Here is a 16126-nt window from a genome sequence, read left to right as displayed (position 1 = left end):
TTTATTTTCCTGGCATCGGTCCCCATCACTGATAAAAATGCTGTTATTGAGCCATATTATTGCGACAGCTATGTGTGATGGAAAAAAATCATAATTCATTCTCAATTACTTATTGCCTTTTATCCTAATTTTTTCGCCGGTTGGGTTAAACCACGTTGCAAACGACATTGAATTTCCTTTTTTTTGTTCTGCTTTAAGACGAACAACTGTTTCCGATAACCTGCTGCATAAGCCGACCCTTGTACTACCCAGTGATCCAGCGATTTTGATGTTTCCTGTTTGTGCCGATTGATGATGCATGGGCTGTGTACTGTCCGATTGAGGCAAGGGACCAGCATGCTCCAGTGTTGCCAAACCAACTGATTAGTTTATGACGACCCTTTGCTCCAGAGCAACTGCTTTATGCTGCTACCTGCTGTTTTTTTTATTGTGCACCGGCTTGGTGGCATCGGCACAACCAGCCAATGACGCCTGCGCTTCGGCACAAACCATAACCATTCCGGAAGGCGGTTATAAACTGGGTAAGTTTCTTTCTACAGACGTAGATATTTCAAAAGCCACCAAACAAACCGGCGAAACATTTGCGCCGGCTATCCTGGTGGCCAGCCAAACCGATAAAACCATCTGGTTCAAATTTTCAACGCCCACCACCCGCAGCGTTCGTGTTACATTAAAACAACCGGGCATTGCCATTGCCGCCGGCGATGTAGGTTTTACGGTGTATAAAACCAAGAGCTGTGTGCCTGCCAATACAGAGATCAGCGACAAGTTAACGCCGATTGCGCTGTTTGGTGAAACCTTTCATCCCTGCGTGGAGCCCGGCGAATACCTGGTACAGGTGTCGGCTAAAAACAGCGCCAACGGCGTGCTGTCGGTGCAACTGGAATTGGGCGAGGGCTCTCCGGCGCCTTACGACAAGCCATCCGGCGCCTACGAATTTGGTAAGCTCACTAACTATGTAACCCATGTGGATTATGAAGTAGAATGCCAATCGGTAGATGATGCGGCCGAGTTTTGCCAGGTGGGTACTAAAAAAATGGATTTTACCCGCAGCACCTGGCACACGTTTACCACGCCTGCTTATTTCGATTACCTGTCGGTGATGCTGGCCCGCCACGAATACGGCACACCGAAGAATGTATTTGGCTACCGATTGTATAAAGGCAATGCAAAAACCACTGCGCCTTCATCACTGACCGCGGTAGGCGGCTGCGACAGCCTAGTAACCGAGCACTACTATGCCGATTATAAAACTTATAAATGCGGTGAACTGGAACCAAACACTACCTACACCGTCCAATTATTTTATAAAGAAGAATTCAATGCAAAGGTTCGGCTCGCCATTGCGTTTGGCGGCGTTGCACCAACCAAAGGCCCGGAAGCAGTGCTCTCCAAAGTGGCAGCAGCCAATAAACTTGGAAATTTAAAAGTGGATGCCAACGGCGAAACCACCACGGCCACAGATTACCTTGCCTGCAACAGCCGTCATGCACAACATCCATGCGCTTATGCGCAGCCTTCAGCCGGCGTGGAAGCCAACGGACGCAAATATAATTTGAGCACTTTTTTCACGTTTACACTCACTACCACTTCCAAGGTGAATTTTACCGGAAGCAGCTCCTGGTGCGAAAATGGCACTTACCTATTGCGATTGTACAATAAAAACCTGACGGCGGATTGTAAAACCCTGACCAAAGATGATATGGTGACGGAGTTTGTTTATAATGCTACCGTAGAGTGCTTGCCGGCGGGCACTTATACGCTGCAGGTATTGGGTACAGATACAGTCGTTTCGCGTAAAATTTATTATGCATCGATGGGCAACAGTACTAATCCGCTTTGCCTGCAAACACATCTGGGCACCCGTGTTGATCTTAACATGCAGGTATATTCCTTGCAACCGGTGAATAAATTCAGTTTAAGAAATAAAGATGCTTTCGATGCCATCAATAAAGTAGCAGGGGTAATGAAGGCATTAACGCCAGGGGTGGAGTACAAGGCGGTGGCCGATACTTTTGGCTGTGAGCCGACCGTGCTTCCTGATAGTGTAAATTGCGCAACTAGTCATAGCGCTACAGCGACAAAAGCTATGTACCGCGAGTTTCTGGTACAGGATTCAGGCATAGTTAATTTTACAAACCAGCGCTGGCAGCTACGTTATAAATTATTTGAGGGTGCCGCCGACCAGTTGGCTGCATCACAAAATGCATTTACATTCCCAAAAATTTTAAAAGGGCTGGATAAGCACACCGAATGTGTAACACATCAGAACTGTTACGGAACGCGGGCCTGCGTGGTGCCGGGTGCATATACATATGTTAGTTTTGGTGGTGATGGTGATGTAGGTGTGGCCGACCAACCCAACATCCAACTCCAGAAAGTTGCCACGCGGTTCAATGCGCCGGCAAAGGCACAAAACATGGGCTCGTTGCTGGATTCTTCCAAAAAATATGGTAACACCCTGGTTTCGTTGGAAGACCGTTTTGATTGTTTCGACAACGCCATTACCATTGATGGACTGGCGCCGCTGAAGATTGGTGATTTCACTGCAACAAAAGCCATTTACCGCCAGTTTTATTTAGAAAAAGCAACTTCGGTACAGATATACAATTCGCATTATGCTGAATGTGGATGGACGCAGACGGGCAAAATGCGCCTGTTTACCGGAAAAGCCACCGACGGTGTAGCCGGGTTGAATCTAGCCGGTAGCCAATGGAACGGCTTCAACAACCAGGCATCCGGAAACGGTGGCCGGTGTGGTACCCTGCCCGCAGGTTGGTACACTGTTGTTACCTACGGCGTAGGCCCAAGCTACAGCGAGCCGCTGCGCGATGTAACCCACAATGGTTATGGCGGCGATATTTTTCAATCGGATAAAGTAACCATCGTTATTACACAGCCCTGCGAAGACCCCGATTACAACAGGCCGCACAAAGCAGCCGTTGATGCCGCCACCAAAAAGCCCTTCCAGATCAAATGGGGTAGCCGCGTGGGCAGCACTGCTGCTTATCCCCGCACCGACACTACCTACACCTTGCCCACCGAGTACTTTGATTGCTCGGTTGATACTGCACATTTTTATGCTGCTGCCTGCAACAACTCCGTAAACAGGATTGCGTATTATGTTTTTCAAACAACGCAGGAAGCTTACGTAGCCATCCGCACCAACAACTATTTCGGCGCCGTTTACGACCTCGATGTACGCAAGGACTCCGTTGCTATGAAAACGGCAACGCCCATCCAAACCTGTTTGTCTTCTGATGGACTCATTGAATTATGTAAACTGCAGCCGGGCACTTATACCCTTGTCATTTTTGCTGGAGATAATCATATCTGTAGCTCGGTTACGCCGCGTATTTACGTCGATCAGGTTGGCTATTCGCGATTTGATCATGCAGCCAAGGCTTATGATTTTGGTGTGCTTACTGCCGATAGCGCCTGGCACAAAGGCAAAAAAGGCGACGTCAATCCATTGAACAGCGGCCGGGCACCCAGCAACGATTTCTTTTACTGCACCACCGGCGCTCAGGAACGTGATCCGGTAGATATGGCTTGTTATACATCTTACGCACCAGCTATTTACACTGCTGGCAACAATGCAGGGCTTTATACACAACCCACCAGCCCGGGCTCGCCTTATATACCACGCCGCAACCTTTGGTACACCTTTGTGGTAGATAAAGGTGGTTGGGTGCATGTTAAAGTAAAAAATAAAACCGCAGGCAAGGCGCATCAATATGGGTATGCGGTGTATAAAAGTGATGTGGACGGTTCGCTGCCATTCGATCAGGTAGTGGCTAATGGACAGGTAGATTCAACGCTTGCCAAAGGACTTACTTTCCTGGAGCGCAACAACTCCACTTATTATTGCTATGGTACCGAGGAGATCAAGTTTTACCGCGACCCATGTAACACCACTCCCGAACGGTATTACATTGTTGTTGAAAACCGCAACCCATGGTGGTATGGGCACCAGTTTGAAATGTATCCAAACAGCCAGGTAGAGGTGGAGTTGCTGCTGGATTCCATCAATTCTGTTGCCGCAAAATTTGATCACTATTCCACCGCCGGTGATATGGGCCTGATTGCGCCGGGCAAAATTGTAAAAGGGCCGAAGGATAATTACTCCTGTGCCACTGCCGATGAAACCGATCCCAAAAGTCATGGTTACCAGTCCTGCGCCACCAGAACCCTGTGGTATAAATTCACGGTAAACGTTACCGGCAATATTCGCTACCGCATCCGCACCAACAAGCCATACGACGGGTATTACTACAACGATGTAAACCTATACCGCGAAGCCATTAAAGGCGATTCAACCGACAAAGGACTGGAGCGGGAAACATACACCTCCACTATTTACCAGGATGGATCTTATTGGGGACAAACCTGTGTTACCAAAGGCACATACTACTTGTTCCTCACCGGTTGTAACCGGTTGAACGAGGAAGTGTATCCCGAGATAGAGATCATAGAACAGGCCGGTGATTTTTGCAGTGCGCCGCTCGTAGCAAAGGTTACAGGCGCTGGTCAAAGCGATGCAAAAGTGATCGTGGATTGCCACACCATCGGCACCGATTACGGCGAGTTTGGCCCAAAACTTACCTGCCCTGCAGGAGTTGAAACTTCGAAATACAAATCATCCTGGTTCCGCATCGATATCACCGGTAAAGACACGCTGGATGTAACCGCATTTATTGTAGAAAATACCAACGCTGCTTCGTCTGATATCAAATACCGGATGATGACCGGCGACTGTGGCGCCATGCAGGAGCAAAGCTGTGTGCAGGATGCCCTCACCCAAAACACATACGAATGCCTGGCACCGGGCCGCAGCTATTTTATACAGGTGCTTACGCCGGTATTGAAAAACGGCGCTGTGGTTACCGGCGACATTACGCTGAAACTGAACGCCATTAAACACCTGGCTAAATGTTCGCCGCCACCGCCCTGTTTGGTCAATGCAAACTTCCAAACCGAGTTTGATTGCTTGAAAGATACTGCCGTGCGGTTGGTGAATTTCTCCACTTATGGTTCCTCCATTAAGTACAGTTGGGATTTTGGTTACAACAACAAAACTTCCGACGAAGTTTCTCCGGCGCATTTCTTCCCTGCGCTACCCACCGATAAAAATTACAAAGTGCGGCTGATTGTAGAAAACACCACCTGCGGTGAAAAAGACACTACCGAAGCAACCGTAATGGTGCCGGGCCGTCCCTACCTAAACCTGGGCGAAGACCTGAATTTGTGTACGCCTGGTTCCGAGGTAACACTTCGGGCAACATCGCATAAGGACGCAACTTATTGGTGGAATTATGGCGGTACCGATTCGCTCTTTAAAGTACAGGGCACCGGCTATCGCCAGATCATTGGCAAGGTCACCTACAAAGGCTGCGTGGCTACCGATACGGTGAACGTGTACATCAGCGGGCTGCAGAAAAAGCCGTTGCAAAACCTGTTGCTTTGCGGCGAAACGGTAAGCCTTTCGGGCTATCACGGCCAGGGCGAACAGCAATACAAATGGAGCACCGGCGAAACGGGCAGCTCCATCAGTGTGCGCCAACCCGGCACGTATTGGGTAGAGTTAAAAGCTTACGGTTGTTCCATTCGCGACAGCTTTGTGGTGGCCACCGCAGAAGATGCACGGCCGCTTGGGTCGGACACTACATTGTGCTTTACCGCGGCCGGGCATACCCTCAATGCAACGCTGGGCGGTGCATCGGGGTACCGTTGGGATAATGGGGCAACAGGCGCCACCCGAAAGATCACTCAGGGCGGCACTTATTGGGTCGATATCACTGTAAGCAATTGCACGCTGCGCGATTCGATTGTGGTGGGCGAAACCATACCGCCGCAAACAACCATTACCGGAAACACCAACCTCTGCGCCGGCGATAGTGTGCAGCTGGATGCAGGCAACGGCTTTGCGGGCTACCTGTGGAGCTCCGGCGAAACCACCCAAAAGATCTGGGTGAAAGCGGGCGGTTCTTTCAAAGTAAGCGTTCGAAACGATGCCGGCTGCTGGGCCGAATCGCCTGCAAAAACAATTACGCAGCGGGCGAAGCCACAGCCAAGAATTACAGGCAACCAGCCGCTGTGCGAAGGCAGCGCCATTCAACTGGATGGGGGAGCGGGTTTTGCATCCTATGCATGGAGCAGCGGCGAAACCACCCGCACCGTTAGCACTGCACAAACCGGCAAATTACGGTTACAGGTAACCGATGCCAATGGTTGCACCAGCGTTGATTCGGTATTGGTTGCACCTAGTCCCGCGGCTAAGATCAACACCATAATTGCTTCAATTTGTGCCGGCCAAACTTATGCGCTACCCTCCGGCGTGGTAGTGGCTGCCACCGGTAATTACAACGATACGGTACGCAATGTTTCGGGTTGCGACAGCATCATTACGAAGCTCAATCTGGCTGTGAATGCCGCATACGATCTCCGCATCAATGCAGCCATTTGTTCGGGTAATACTTATACTTTGCCTTCTGGTAAAGTAGTGGACAAGGCCGGCACTTACCGTGAGGCATTTACCACCCGCGCTGGTTGCGACAGCATCATTACTACCGTGCTCACTATTGCCGATGTGTTACGTAGCACGCAGAATGCCACCATTTGTGCCGGCCAGACTTTCAAATTGCCCGGTGGGCGTATTGTGATCACCGCCGGGACTTATATAGACAGTTTCAAAACCGCGGGTGGTTGCGACTCTGTTGCCATAACCCAACTAATAGTTAATCCGTTACCCACCGTAACCCGTAGTGTGATCATATGCGAAGGTGGCAGTTCCCGCCTGCCATCGGGTAGGGTAGTTCAGACTGCCGGCACCTTTGTAGATACGATTGCCAACAGCACAGGCTGCGATAGTGTTATTACAACGCGGTTAACTGTGCAAACTTTGAAACGCCAGGATGTATCGCGGCAGATCTGTGCGGGCACCGAATACGTGTTGCCTTCGGGAAGAAAGATTACTGCATCGGGCAATTATATTGATACGGTCCGCACCACCATCGGTTGCGACAGCCTCATTACCCGCCTGAACCTGGTAGTTTATGATGTGAAGCGGGAGCAATTGAGCCATAGTATGTGCGCCGGTAAAACCTACACCCTGCCATCGGGGCGGGTGCTGCGCAACACAGGCATTTACCAGGATACGTTGCGCAACTTTATGGGTTGCGACAGCCTGATCACCACCATGAATATGACGGTGACACCCAGGGCGCCGTTTGGTGTAAACCCAGCCAACCCGCAGATTTGTATTGGCGCCAGCACTACGATGACAGCTTACGGCGGCGACACTTATCAATGGCTGCCGGCACCCGGTTTAATCAACCTTGCCAGCCCAACCCAAACAGTGCGGCCCAACGTAACTACCAGCTATAAAGTGGTGATCACCAACACCGTTTGCGGCCTTACTGATACGGTGACAACTACGGTTGTGGTGAACCCGCTGCCCACTGTAACGGTGGCCAAATCAAACGATGTGAACTGTATCATCGGGGTGTCCAAGCTGGCTGCTACCGGCGGCGCCACTTACCTGTGGACGCCGGCCACCGGCCTGAACAACCCGAGACTGGCCAACCCTGTTGCGGCGCCTTCATCGACCACGCTCTACACTGTGCGGGTTACTACCGACAAAGGTTGTTCGGCAGAAAGCTCGGTGCAGGTGGTGGTGGCACCCGGCCCCGGCGAGTACAATTTGCCCAATGCATTTACACCCAATGGCGATGGCATGAACGATTGCTTTGGCGTGGCAACCTGGGGAGCCGTGAAAGACCTGCAGCTTTCCATTTACAGCAGATGGGGCAATCTGGTGTACCAAACCAACGACCCAACCCAGTGTTGGGATGGCACCTTTAAAGGACAGAAAATGCGAAGCGAGGTGTTTGTGTACCAGCTAAGAGCCACCACCAATTGCGGGCCGGTGTATCGCAAGGGAACGGTCACCTTGATTAGATAAATAGGCGCATGATAGCACCATGGCCGCAGCAATTGCTGCGGCCATTTTTTTGGGTTACGGAATGTGAAAACTGACTTATATCTTGCCTCAAACCGACAAGGCTCAGGCCGCAGAAGCGGCTTGCCTGCCTACCTTTGCACCATGCCAACAGCAGTTACACCAATCAAACGAAGTAAAGAACTGGCGCCGCTGAGCCGCGAGCACCACGACGGGTTGTTATTTGTATGGAAGATCCGCCAGGGCATTAAGCTGGGAATAGCCAAGGAACGCATTGCCCGTTTTTGTACCTGGAGCTGGGCCAGTCATTTTGCGGCACATTTTCAAAAAGAGGAAGCTGACTTGCTGCCGATACTGGGACCTTTGCACCCAATGATGGAAAAAATGCTGGAAGAGCACGAAGCCATCGCCGACAAGTTTGCCGAGATCATGCGCAAGCCTTCGTTGCCGGCAATGGAGCGGTTGGCGCAAATCGTGAACTATCATATACGTTTTGAAGAGCGGCAATTGTTTCCACTGATCGAGCAGATTGCAACTGCGGAACAGATGACGGCGATTGAAGCAGCGCTGGCCGATGAAATGCCTAGCTGTGGCGGCTGGCGAGATGAGTTTTGGGTGCAGCCGAAAGGAGGAAGTAACTTGAATTAAGGTGATATCATTTTATATAGAACAGCCTTCGGCATTGCAGGAGGCTGTTCCTGTTTTAGCCATTCCTGATGCTTCAATGACGAATGCTGGAAGAGTTGAATGGCGTTACCGGACGCACAAGTGAGTGACACAACAGCAGTTGACCGGAGTGCTCATGTTCGCAACTAAACCTGTATTGAAAGTTTTACTCGTCCGCCTAGGCCAACTTCAACAATTCGTTGCAGGGTTGACAACCGCACTTCCTTTACGTCATTTTCAATCTTAGAAATGTATGATTTTGTAGTGCCCACTTTTTCTGCAAGTTCTTCTTGGGTAAGCCCTTTTTCCAGCCTGGCTTCATGAAGTAGCGCACCGAGTTTAAAGGTTTCATAACCGGCTTCCAATGCGTCACGTTCGGCAGTGCCGTGTTTGCCATAATGTTTATCCTTGAATTGTTCAAGGGTTGTTGTGTTGCTTTTTTTCGTTTTCATACTGTTGTTTAATTTTTTCAGCCCTTTCAATTTCTTGACTCGGTGTTTTCTGTGTTTTCTTTTGAAAACCATTTGAAAGCACCACAAGTTGTCCTCCGTCGAAAAAGCAGAAAATGCGAAAAATGTCGCTGCCTTGCTGCACCCTGATTTCAAAAAGTCCGTCGGAATTTTCGAGATGCTTCAGGTAGGTTTCGGGAACTTTTTCAATTTCTTCGATCAGTTCCAATGTCCAGATAATTTTGTCTTTTACCTTACGGCGCTGCCTGACGAAGAAATCTTCGAAATAGTTCCGGTAAAAAATAATGGTTCGGCGCTTTTGCTTTTGGGCCACCGTGTGAAGTTACAAAATGTTGTCCTAAAGTGAAACTTGGGAATATAAGGTTGTGGAATGGCAGCCGATGTCGCCAGTAGATTTTCACTTACCATCTTGTCGTCAACTTTAAGTTCAGCAACCTTGGTGTAAGCCGGTTGGGCATGGCAAAAGTGTTGTTTGCAAAATCCTTGATCAACTGGTAAGAGATGGTGTTGGATCGGTCGATGAGGTTGAACACTTCCAGCGCCAGCCAGATGTTGTCGAGGTTGCGGAATGGGTGGTGGCTGCGCCGTGCCGTTTTGTCGGTATTGAGCAGCAGGGCGCTAAAACCAATATCCACGCGGATGTAGGGCGGAATGGTCAGCGCATTGCGGTTGGCCACGCTGCCCGGGATGTTGTACGGTAGGTTGGTGCCATACAACGTGCTCAGGTACACTTTAAAATTTTTGTTGTTGGCCAGGTAATCCTGGAAGAACATGCCGAACGTGATGAGCCGATCGGTGGGGCGGCGCAGCCAGCCCGCTTCGCCAACGGTGCTGTCGATGGGTTGGTTGAGCGAATCCAGCGTGTACCTTTTAAATACATCGCCTTCCAGGTTTTCGCGGGTCCGCATCAGGCCAACGGAGATCCAGCTTTCGGCATCTTTAACCAGCTCGCCGTGCAGGCGCAGGTCGAGGCCGGCCGCGTAGGCTTTGGCCATGTTTTCGCCAAAATAGCGAACCCGCACATTGTCGATGTCGTAAGGCACCACGTCGGTGAGGTATTTATAATAACCTTCGGCGGTCAGGCGCATGGGGCGGCCAAAACCGATAAACTGGTAATCCATGCCCAGCACGCCCTGCCAGCTTTTTTGCGCTTTCAGGTCCTTATTGACCGAGCCGGCCATGCGCCGCAGTTCGCGGTAAAAAGGTGGCTGGTGGTAAGCGCCTGCCGCTGCCCGGAACATCACATCGCGGCGCCAGCCGGGTTTCCACGAAGCATTAATGCGGGGCGAAATCAGGACCTCGCCATTCAGATCGTTGTACGCTACCCTCAGCCCGGTTTGGAGGGTAAACGCATTGACGGAATCGCCAAACAACCAACCATGTTGCAGGTAGCCGTTGAATTTATTAATGCCAATGTCGGCGGCCGATCGCACAAAGCGCTTCATGTTCAGTTGGCCCGGCTGAAAGGGCAGGCTGTAGCCGGCCGAGTCCTGCATTTCCCATTCGTATAATTGGTCGTTGATCTGGGTGCGGTCATAGCCGGCGCCCCAAAGCAACTGCCGGCGGCCGCGCTGCCACTGCCCTTTGTGCGAAAAGTTGTAGTTGGCAATATCCAAGTTGTTGCGCGACCAGTTTTGAAAAGCCCCCGACCCCAACGGGTTGATGATGGTGCCAAATGTGGGCTGGCTTTTGTCGAAATCACGGTCGCCAAACAGGTAGGTGCCGGCAATGTCGATGTTTTCGGCTTCCTTGTTCCGAAAACCGGAAACGAGCCATTTGAGGCGTACGTTATTGCGCCGCTGGTTGGTGGCGGCAATGCCCAGCATCTGGGTGCTGTAGGCGCTTTTTTCACTGCCTTCAAAAAAAATGTCGGCGGCAATATTGGCGGTGAGGTAGGGAGTTACCACCGAGGAGGAAAGCTGTGTATACGACGGGTAAAATGTAAACCTCGTAGCGGAAATATTACCGAGCACTTCGGCCTGCCACTGCGGCGAAAACTGGTAGGTGAGGAGTGCCTGAATGTCGGACGAGGAAGGCAGGTAAATGCCTTCGGTGGCCTGGTTGCGGAGCAGGTTGCGGTTGTCGCGATTGCGGGCACCAATGACGTAAGAAAATTTCTTATCCCGGCTCAAGCCTTCAAAATGCAAGCCTTGCTCCAACAGCGAAATATTGGCCGAGCCGCCAAAGTGTTGCGGCTTGTTGTACTGGATATCCAGCACTGAGCTCATTTTGTCGCCATAGCGGGCAGAGAAGCCGCCGTTGTAAAAATTAAGGTTGCGCACCAGCGCCGGGTTAATGAAACTCAAACCTTCCTGCTGGCCGTTGCGCACCAGGTAGGGCCGGAATATTTCAAAGTCATTTACGTAAATCAGGTTTTCATCGTAGGATCCACCACGAACCGTGTATTGCGAAGTCAGCTCGTTGTTGGCACCCACAAATATTTTGATCAGGCTTTCCACACCGGACACCGGCGCAGGCAGGTTGGATATGTTCCCTCCATCTATCCGGATGAGGCCGGTTTCGGTGCGGGGTTGCTGGCCCCGAACCACCACGCCGCCGAGGGTTGTGCCCATGCGTTCCAACTGCACGGTCACCGATTCTTCTTCGCCTTCGAGCAGCATAAAGTTTTGCTGCACTATTTTATAGCCGGTGTAGGAAAAAATCAGCGCAAATGCCCGGCCGGCCGTGGCCCGGATGCGAAAAATGCCGGAGTCGGAAGTGGCGATGCCTTTTTGTTGTCCTAAAATGGTAATTGAAACAGCGGCCAGCGGCTGGCCCTCTTCGTTGACCACTTTGCCCTGTACAAATGCCGTATTTTTTTGGGCCAAAAGAACGCCGGAACAAAGGAGTAACAGCAGCAGTATGGAATGTCGCAGCAGTGGTTTCATAGCGATAGTGGCCTCAAGATAGTGAAAAGCGGCACAAGGAAATATCGAACAGACGAACAAGGAACAGATGAACAGAAGAAGTTGTGAAAGAATGATGAATAATTAATTATGAATCATTAATTATTGGGGGCAATCGAAAACAATAACTCACAATTCATCATTCATTATTCCTTGTTCCTTGTTCCTTGTTCGATATTCCTTAGGCTTTCTTCAGCGCATCAATCGCCGCCATTGGATCCGCGGCGCGGAACACGGAACTGCCCGCTACCAGCACATCCACACCGGCAGCTACAAGTTGTGCGGCGTTGTCGGTGGTTACACCGCCGTCCACTTCAATCAGCGTGGAAAGGCCGTTGTCGTTGATCATTTGACGCAGGGCGGCAATTTTTTCCAGCGAATGCGGTATGAATTTCTGCCCGCCAAATCCGGGGTTTACACTCATCACCAGCACCATGTCCAGGTCGGGCAAAATGTCTTCGAGCAGGTGCACGGGAGTATGCGGGTTCAGGGCCACGCCGGCTTTCATACCCAAAGCTTTTATCTGCTGCACATTGCGGTGCAAGTGGCGGCAGGCTTCGTAGTGAACGGTGAGGCAATTGGCACCCAGTTTTGCAAAATCCTCTGCATAACGCTCGGGCTCTTCAATCATCAGGTGCACATCCAGCGTTTTAGTAACCACTTTTTGCACCGCTTCCAACACTGGTTGTCCAAACGAAATGTTGGGCACAAAACGGCCGTCCATGATGTCGATATGCAGCCACTCGGCGGCACTTTCGTTTACCAGCCTGCAGGCTTGTTCCAAGTTCAGAAAATCTGCGGCCAGCAGGGAAGGAGCAATGATGGGCATGGGGAAGGTCTGAGTTTATAGTTTATAGTCCGAAGTCCGAAGTCCGAAGTCCGAAGTCCGAAGTCCGAAGTCGGGATTAGTTGACGGCGCAAAGGTCAACGTTTACTTTCTTAGCGACAAGTTTTTATTGAGCGATAGCCTATCGTTGAAAACATCCCGCTGTCAACTATCGACCGTCAACTCCCGACTACAACCGCTCCGCGGCTTCCTTTGCTTCCCGCAGCGATTTATCCAGACTGTATGCACTGGTGTAATGATTTTTTGCTTCCGCCTTGCGGCCCTGCGCTTCGGCTGTTTTACCCAGCCAGAGGTGTGCATCGGCATACGATGGCGAAATGGTCAGTGCCAGCTCAAAGGCTTTTTGCGCAGCGCCATATTGTTTACCATTATACAGCAACACGCCTTTTTCCATGTGTGCATCCAGGTAATTGTAATCGCGGCGGATGGCCTCGTCAAACTGCTGTAACGCCGCACTGCTGTTACCGGTGTTGGAAAAATAAACGCCTTTAAAATAGTAGGGTTCTGCATGGCGCTGCGCCGAATCGGCCCGGATAAGTGAGTCGGTAAGTGCCAGCACTTTACTGTTTTTGGCTTCGGCGTACGCAAATGCCAAGTTGTGGGCCAGCTCGGGGTCAAAAGGAGCGTAATGGTGCGCCTGTTCAAGGGTCGCCAGTGCTTCGGCGGGCTTTTCCTGAGCCGTTAGAATGTCGGCTTTTAACTGCAATGCATCCAACTGGTTGGGGTATGCATCAATGATGCGGTTGCACACGGCCAACGCTTTATCCGGCTGCTGTTGTTTTTGATAGCCACGGGCCAGGCTTACCTGCAGCACCAGGCTTTGCGGCACCTGCTGCACTGCTTTTTCCAAAAACTGCACGGCTGAATCGGTGTTGCGGGCGATCAGGTAACGGGCCACGCCAATGGCATGGTCCTCGTTGGGCTGCAGGGTCCAGGCCTGCCTGAAGTCTTGTTCGGCAAGAGCTGATTGTTCGTCCTGCAACAGCAGTTGTCCGCGGCGGTAGTAGAGGTCGGCACGGTTGGGTTCGGATGCAATGCTATCGGTAAACGCTGCGTAGGGCGGTTGTTGCAAAATAGAATGCTGGCCGCTGTTGGAGCAGGCAGCCAGCAACATGATCATGGAGCAGAAAAATATGGGTTTCATCAGGCGGCAAAGCTACAGCCTTCGGGTACTATTTGACAGTTTTGTGATGAGCAAAGGGCGACGCACTGGATACTTTTGTGCTTCATTAACACGGAGCCATGCCTTATTCTGCCCAATCCCTGCTTGTCGTTTTTGCGTTAACCACATTTCAATTTTTCTCTGCGCATGCAGGGGCGCCGGTTGCCGATACGTTGCTGTATCCCGATGAGCGGCATTTTGCCAACGTGCAACAACTCACTTTTGGTGGCGATAACGCCGAAGCCTATTGGAGCCCCGACGGCAAGGGCATTGTGTTTCAGCGCACTTCGGTAAAAGATGGTGTGCCCTGCGACCAGATTTTTTATGGCCAAACACCGGCGGCAGGCGAAGCATTCAACTTTCGCATGGTGAGCACCGGCAAGGGCCGCACTACCTGCGCCTTTTTTACACACGACGGCGCACATATCGTTTATGCATCAACGCACTTGGGCGCCGATAGCTGCCCACCACCGCCCGACCGGGCTAAATGGGGCAACCGCTACATCTGGCCCGTGTATGCAAGCTATGATATTTTCATTACCGATACCTTGGGTAAAATGCACCGCCGCCTCACCAATACACCGGGCTACGACGCGGAAGCCACCATTTCGCCAGACGGAAAGCAAATGGTGTTTACCTCCATGCGTGACGGCGACCTGGACCTGTACGTGATGGAGATGGAGTCGGGTAAAACAAAACGCATCACTAAAGATTTGGGCTATGATGGAGGTGCATGGTTTAGCCCCGACAGCAAGCAAATAGTATGGCGTGCCAGCCGGCCAAAAGGTGCCGCAGCCATTGCAGAATACAAAGAGCTGCTGGCACAGGGCCTGGTGGCGCCTACGCAAATGGAAGTGTGGGTGGCCAATGCCGACGGCACCAATGCGCGGCAGGTAACCGGTTTGGGAGGGGCCAATTGGGCGCCAAATTTTACGCCGGACGGCCGCATTATTTTTTGCTCCAACCACGAATACCCGCGTGGCTTTCCGTTTAATATGTACCTGATGAATGTGGACGGCAGCGGCTTGCAAAAAATAAGTCGCGACAAAGGCTTCGATGCGTTCCCGATGTTTAGCCCCGACGGCAAAAAGATTCTGTTTTCCTCCAACCGCAACAACGGTGGCACAAGGGATACGAATGTGTTCATGGCGGATTGGGCGGGGGAGTGAGTTGGCTGTTGGGAGTTGGGAGTAGTGAGTTATCAGTCGGGAGTTCAGAGTTGCAAGTATAAGTTGTCGACTGTAATTTATTGTGCACGATAACTAAATGAGCGATCAATTTTTCAAACCAGAGTAAGCCACACAAAAACATCCGCACCTCTCTACTCATAACTCTCAACTCTGAACTCCCAACTCCCAACTCAGAACTCCCAACTCTCAACTCCCAACTACCTATTCCACTATCTTTGCTGGCAAACCTTTAAATCAACTGTATGTACACCGGAATGTTGCACCTGCATAGTTTTGGCCGCTGGGTAGTTTTGATCCTGTTGCTGATCGCGATTTTTAAGCACCTGGGGGCTAACAACCGCCCTTACGACCGTGGCGATGCCAAACTAAATTTGTTCCTGATGATCTCGGCCGATGTAATGTTGTTGGTGGGTATTTACCTGTGGCTGGCGGGTCCATGGGGCCTGCAATTGATCCAGAACAATGGTGGCATGGGTGGCGTAATGGGCGACCGCGTAAACCGCTTTTTTGCAGTAGAACACCAGGTGGGCATGATCCTGGCCATTGCCCTGATTCATATCGGTAAGGCACAGGGTAAAAAATCAATGGCTGATAGCGCCAAGCACCGCCGCACTGCAATCTTTTACATCATTGCACTGCTGGTGATTCTTATTTCCATTCCCTGGCCGTTCCGCGAAGTGGGCGCTGGCCGTGGTTGGTTTTAACCACAGATTTGTGTGATTGGAAATGATTTTAATGACTCCCGTTTGGAGTGGTATCATAAATAACAAAAGCGTCCTTTCTGGGCGCTTTTGTTATTTATGGGATGGTAAAAGGATTTGCATTTCGCCATCAGATTTTTTCAAGCATTATTTTGATGTCGTGTTTTATGCTTCAATTCAAAAGACATCACATGCACGATGTCTTTTCCGAACGTGTCAACAAT

Annotated in this window: 10 protein-coding genes; 4 read left to right on the top strand and 6 right to left on the bottom strand. The window is 50.9% G+C overall.

What is annotated here, in order from left to right; genetic code table 11:
- Positions 1–105: 105 nt before the first annotated feature.
- Positions 106–354 (bottom strand): hypothetical protein, encoded by a 249-nt coding sequence (locus tag DRJ53_RS21160; protein WP_123893671.1) that lies wholly within the window; start codon positions 352–354, stop codon positions 106–108.
- Between the two features lie 16 nt (positions 355–370).
- Here DRJ53_RS21160 and DRJ53_RS17220 point away from each other — a divergent pair, with 16 nt between their 5' ends.
- Positions 371–7963, top strand: a complete 7593-nt coding sequence (locus tag DRJ53_RS17220; RefSeq protein WP_123893669.1) for a T9SS type B sorting domain-containing protein — start codon at positions 371–373, stop codon at positions 7961–7963.
- Between the two features lie 141 nt (positions 7964–8104).
- Entirely contained in the window at positions 8105–8608 is a 504-nt protein-coding gene (locus DRJ53_RS17215; protein WP_114236903.1) for a hemerythrin domain-containing protein, read from the top strand.
- 164 nt (positions 8609–8772) lie between these two features.
- Here DRJ53_RS17215 and DRJ53_RS17210 read toward each other — a convergent pair whose 3' ends face one another.
- The 5 genes from DRJ53_RS17210 to DRJ53_RS17190 all read right to left on the bottom strand — a co-directional run bounded on the left by DRJ53_RS17210 (position 8773) and on the right by DRJ53_RS17190 (position 13993).
- A complete protein-coding gene (locus DRJ53_RS17210) occupies positions 8773–9078 on the bottom strand; it encodes a helix-turn-helix domain-containing protein (RefSeq protein ID WP_114236902.1) in 306 nt (101 codons plus the stop codon).
- The gene (locus DRJ53_RS17205) at positions 9044–9304 is read right to left on the bottom strand and encodes a type II toxin-antitoxin system RelE/ParE family toxin (protein WP_241558595.1); all 261 of its coding nucleotides are present in this window, start codon (positions 9302–9304) and stop codon (positions 9044–9046) included. The genes DRJ53_RS17210 and DRJ53_RS17205 overlap by 35 nt, the downstream gene beginning before the upstream one ends.
- A gap of 193 nt (positions 9305–9497) precedes the next feature.
- Positions 9498–11984: a TonB-dependent receptor gene (locus DRJ53_RS17200; protein WP_114236900.1), complete on the bottom strand. Its 2487-nt coding sequence runs from the start codon at positions 11982–11984 to the stop codon at positions 9498–9500.
- Between the two features lie 199 nt (positions 11985–12183).
- A complete protein-coding gene (gene rpe, locus DRJ53_RS17195) occupies positions 12184–12831 on the bottom strand; it encodes a ribulose-phosphate 3-epimerase (RefSeq protein ID WP_114236899.1) in 648 nt (215 codons plus the stop codon).
- A 187-nt stretch (positions 12832–13018) separates the two neighbouring features.
- Positions 13019–13993: a tetratricopeptide repeat protein gene (locus DRJ53_RS17190; protein ID WP_114236898.1), complete on the bottom strand. Its 975-nt coding sequence runs from the start codon at positions 13991–13993 to the stop codon at positions 13019–13021.
- A 98-nt stretch (positions 13994–14091) separates the two neighbouring features.
- On the opposite strand from DRJ53_RS17190, the gene DRJ53_RS17185 reads away from it, so the two are divergent.
- Both DRJ53_RS17185 and DRJ53_RS17180 read left to right on the top strand, forming a co-directional pair.
- On the top strand, positions 14092–15180 hold the full coding sequence (locus tag DRJ53_RS17185; RefSeq protein WP_114236897.1) for a TolB family protein: 1089 nt from the start codon (positions 14092–14094) through the stop codon (positions 15178–15180).
- 263 nt (positions 15181–15443) lie between these two features.
- On the top strand, positions 15444–15905 hold the full coding sequence (locus DRJ53_RS17180) for a hypothetical protein (RefSeq protein WP_114236896.1): 462 nt from the start codon (positions 15444–15446) through the stop codon (positions 15903–15905).
- Positions 15906–16126: the final 221 nt, after the last annotated feature.

The organism is Paracnuella aquatica (assembly GCF_003332885.2).
GTDB classification, from domain to species: Bacteria; Bacteroidota; Bacteroidia; order Chitinophagales; family Chitinophagaceae; genus Flavisolibacter; species Flavisolibacter aquaticus.
This window is presented reverse-complemented; position numbering and strand designations above follow the sequence as displayed.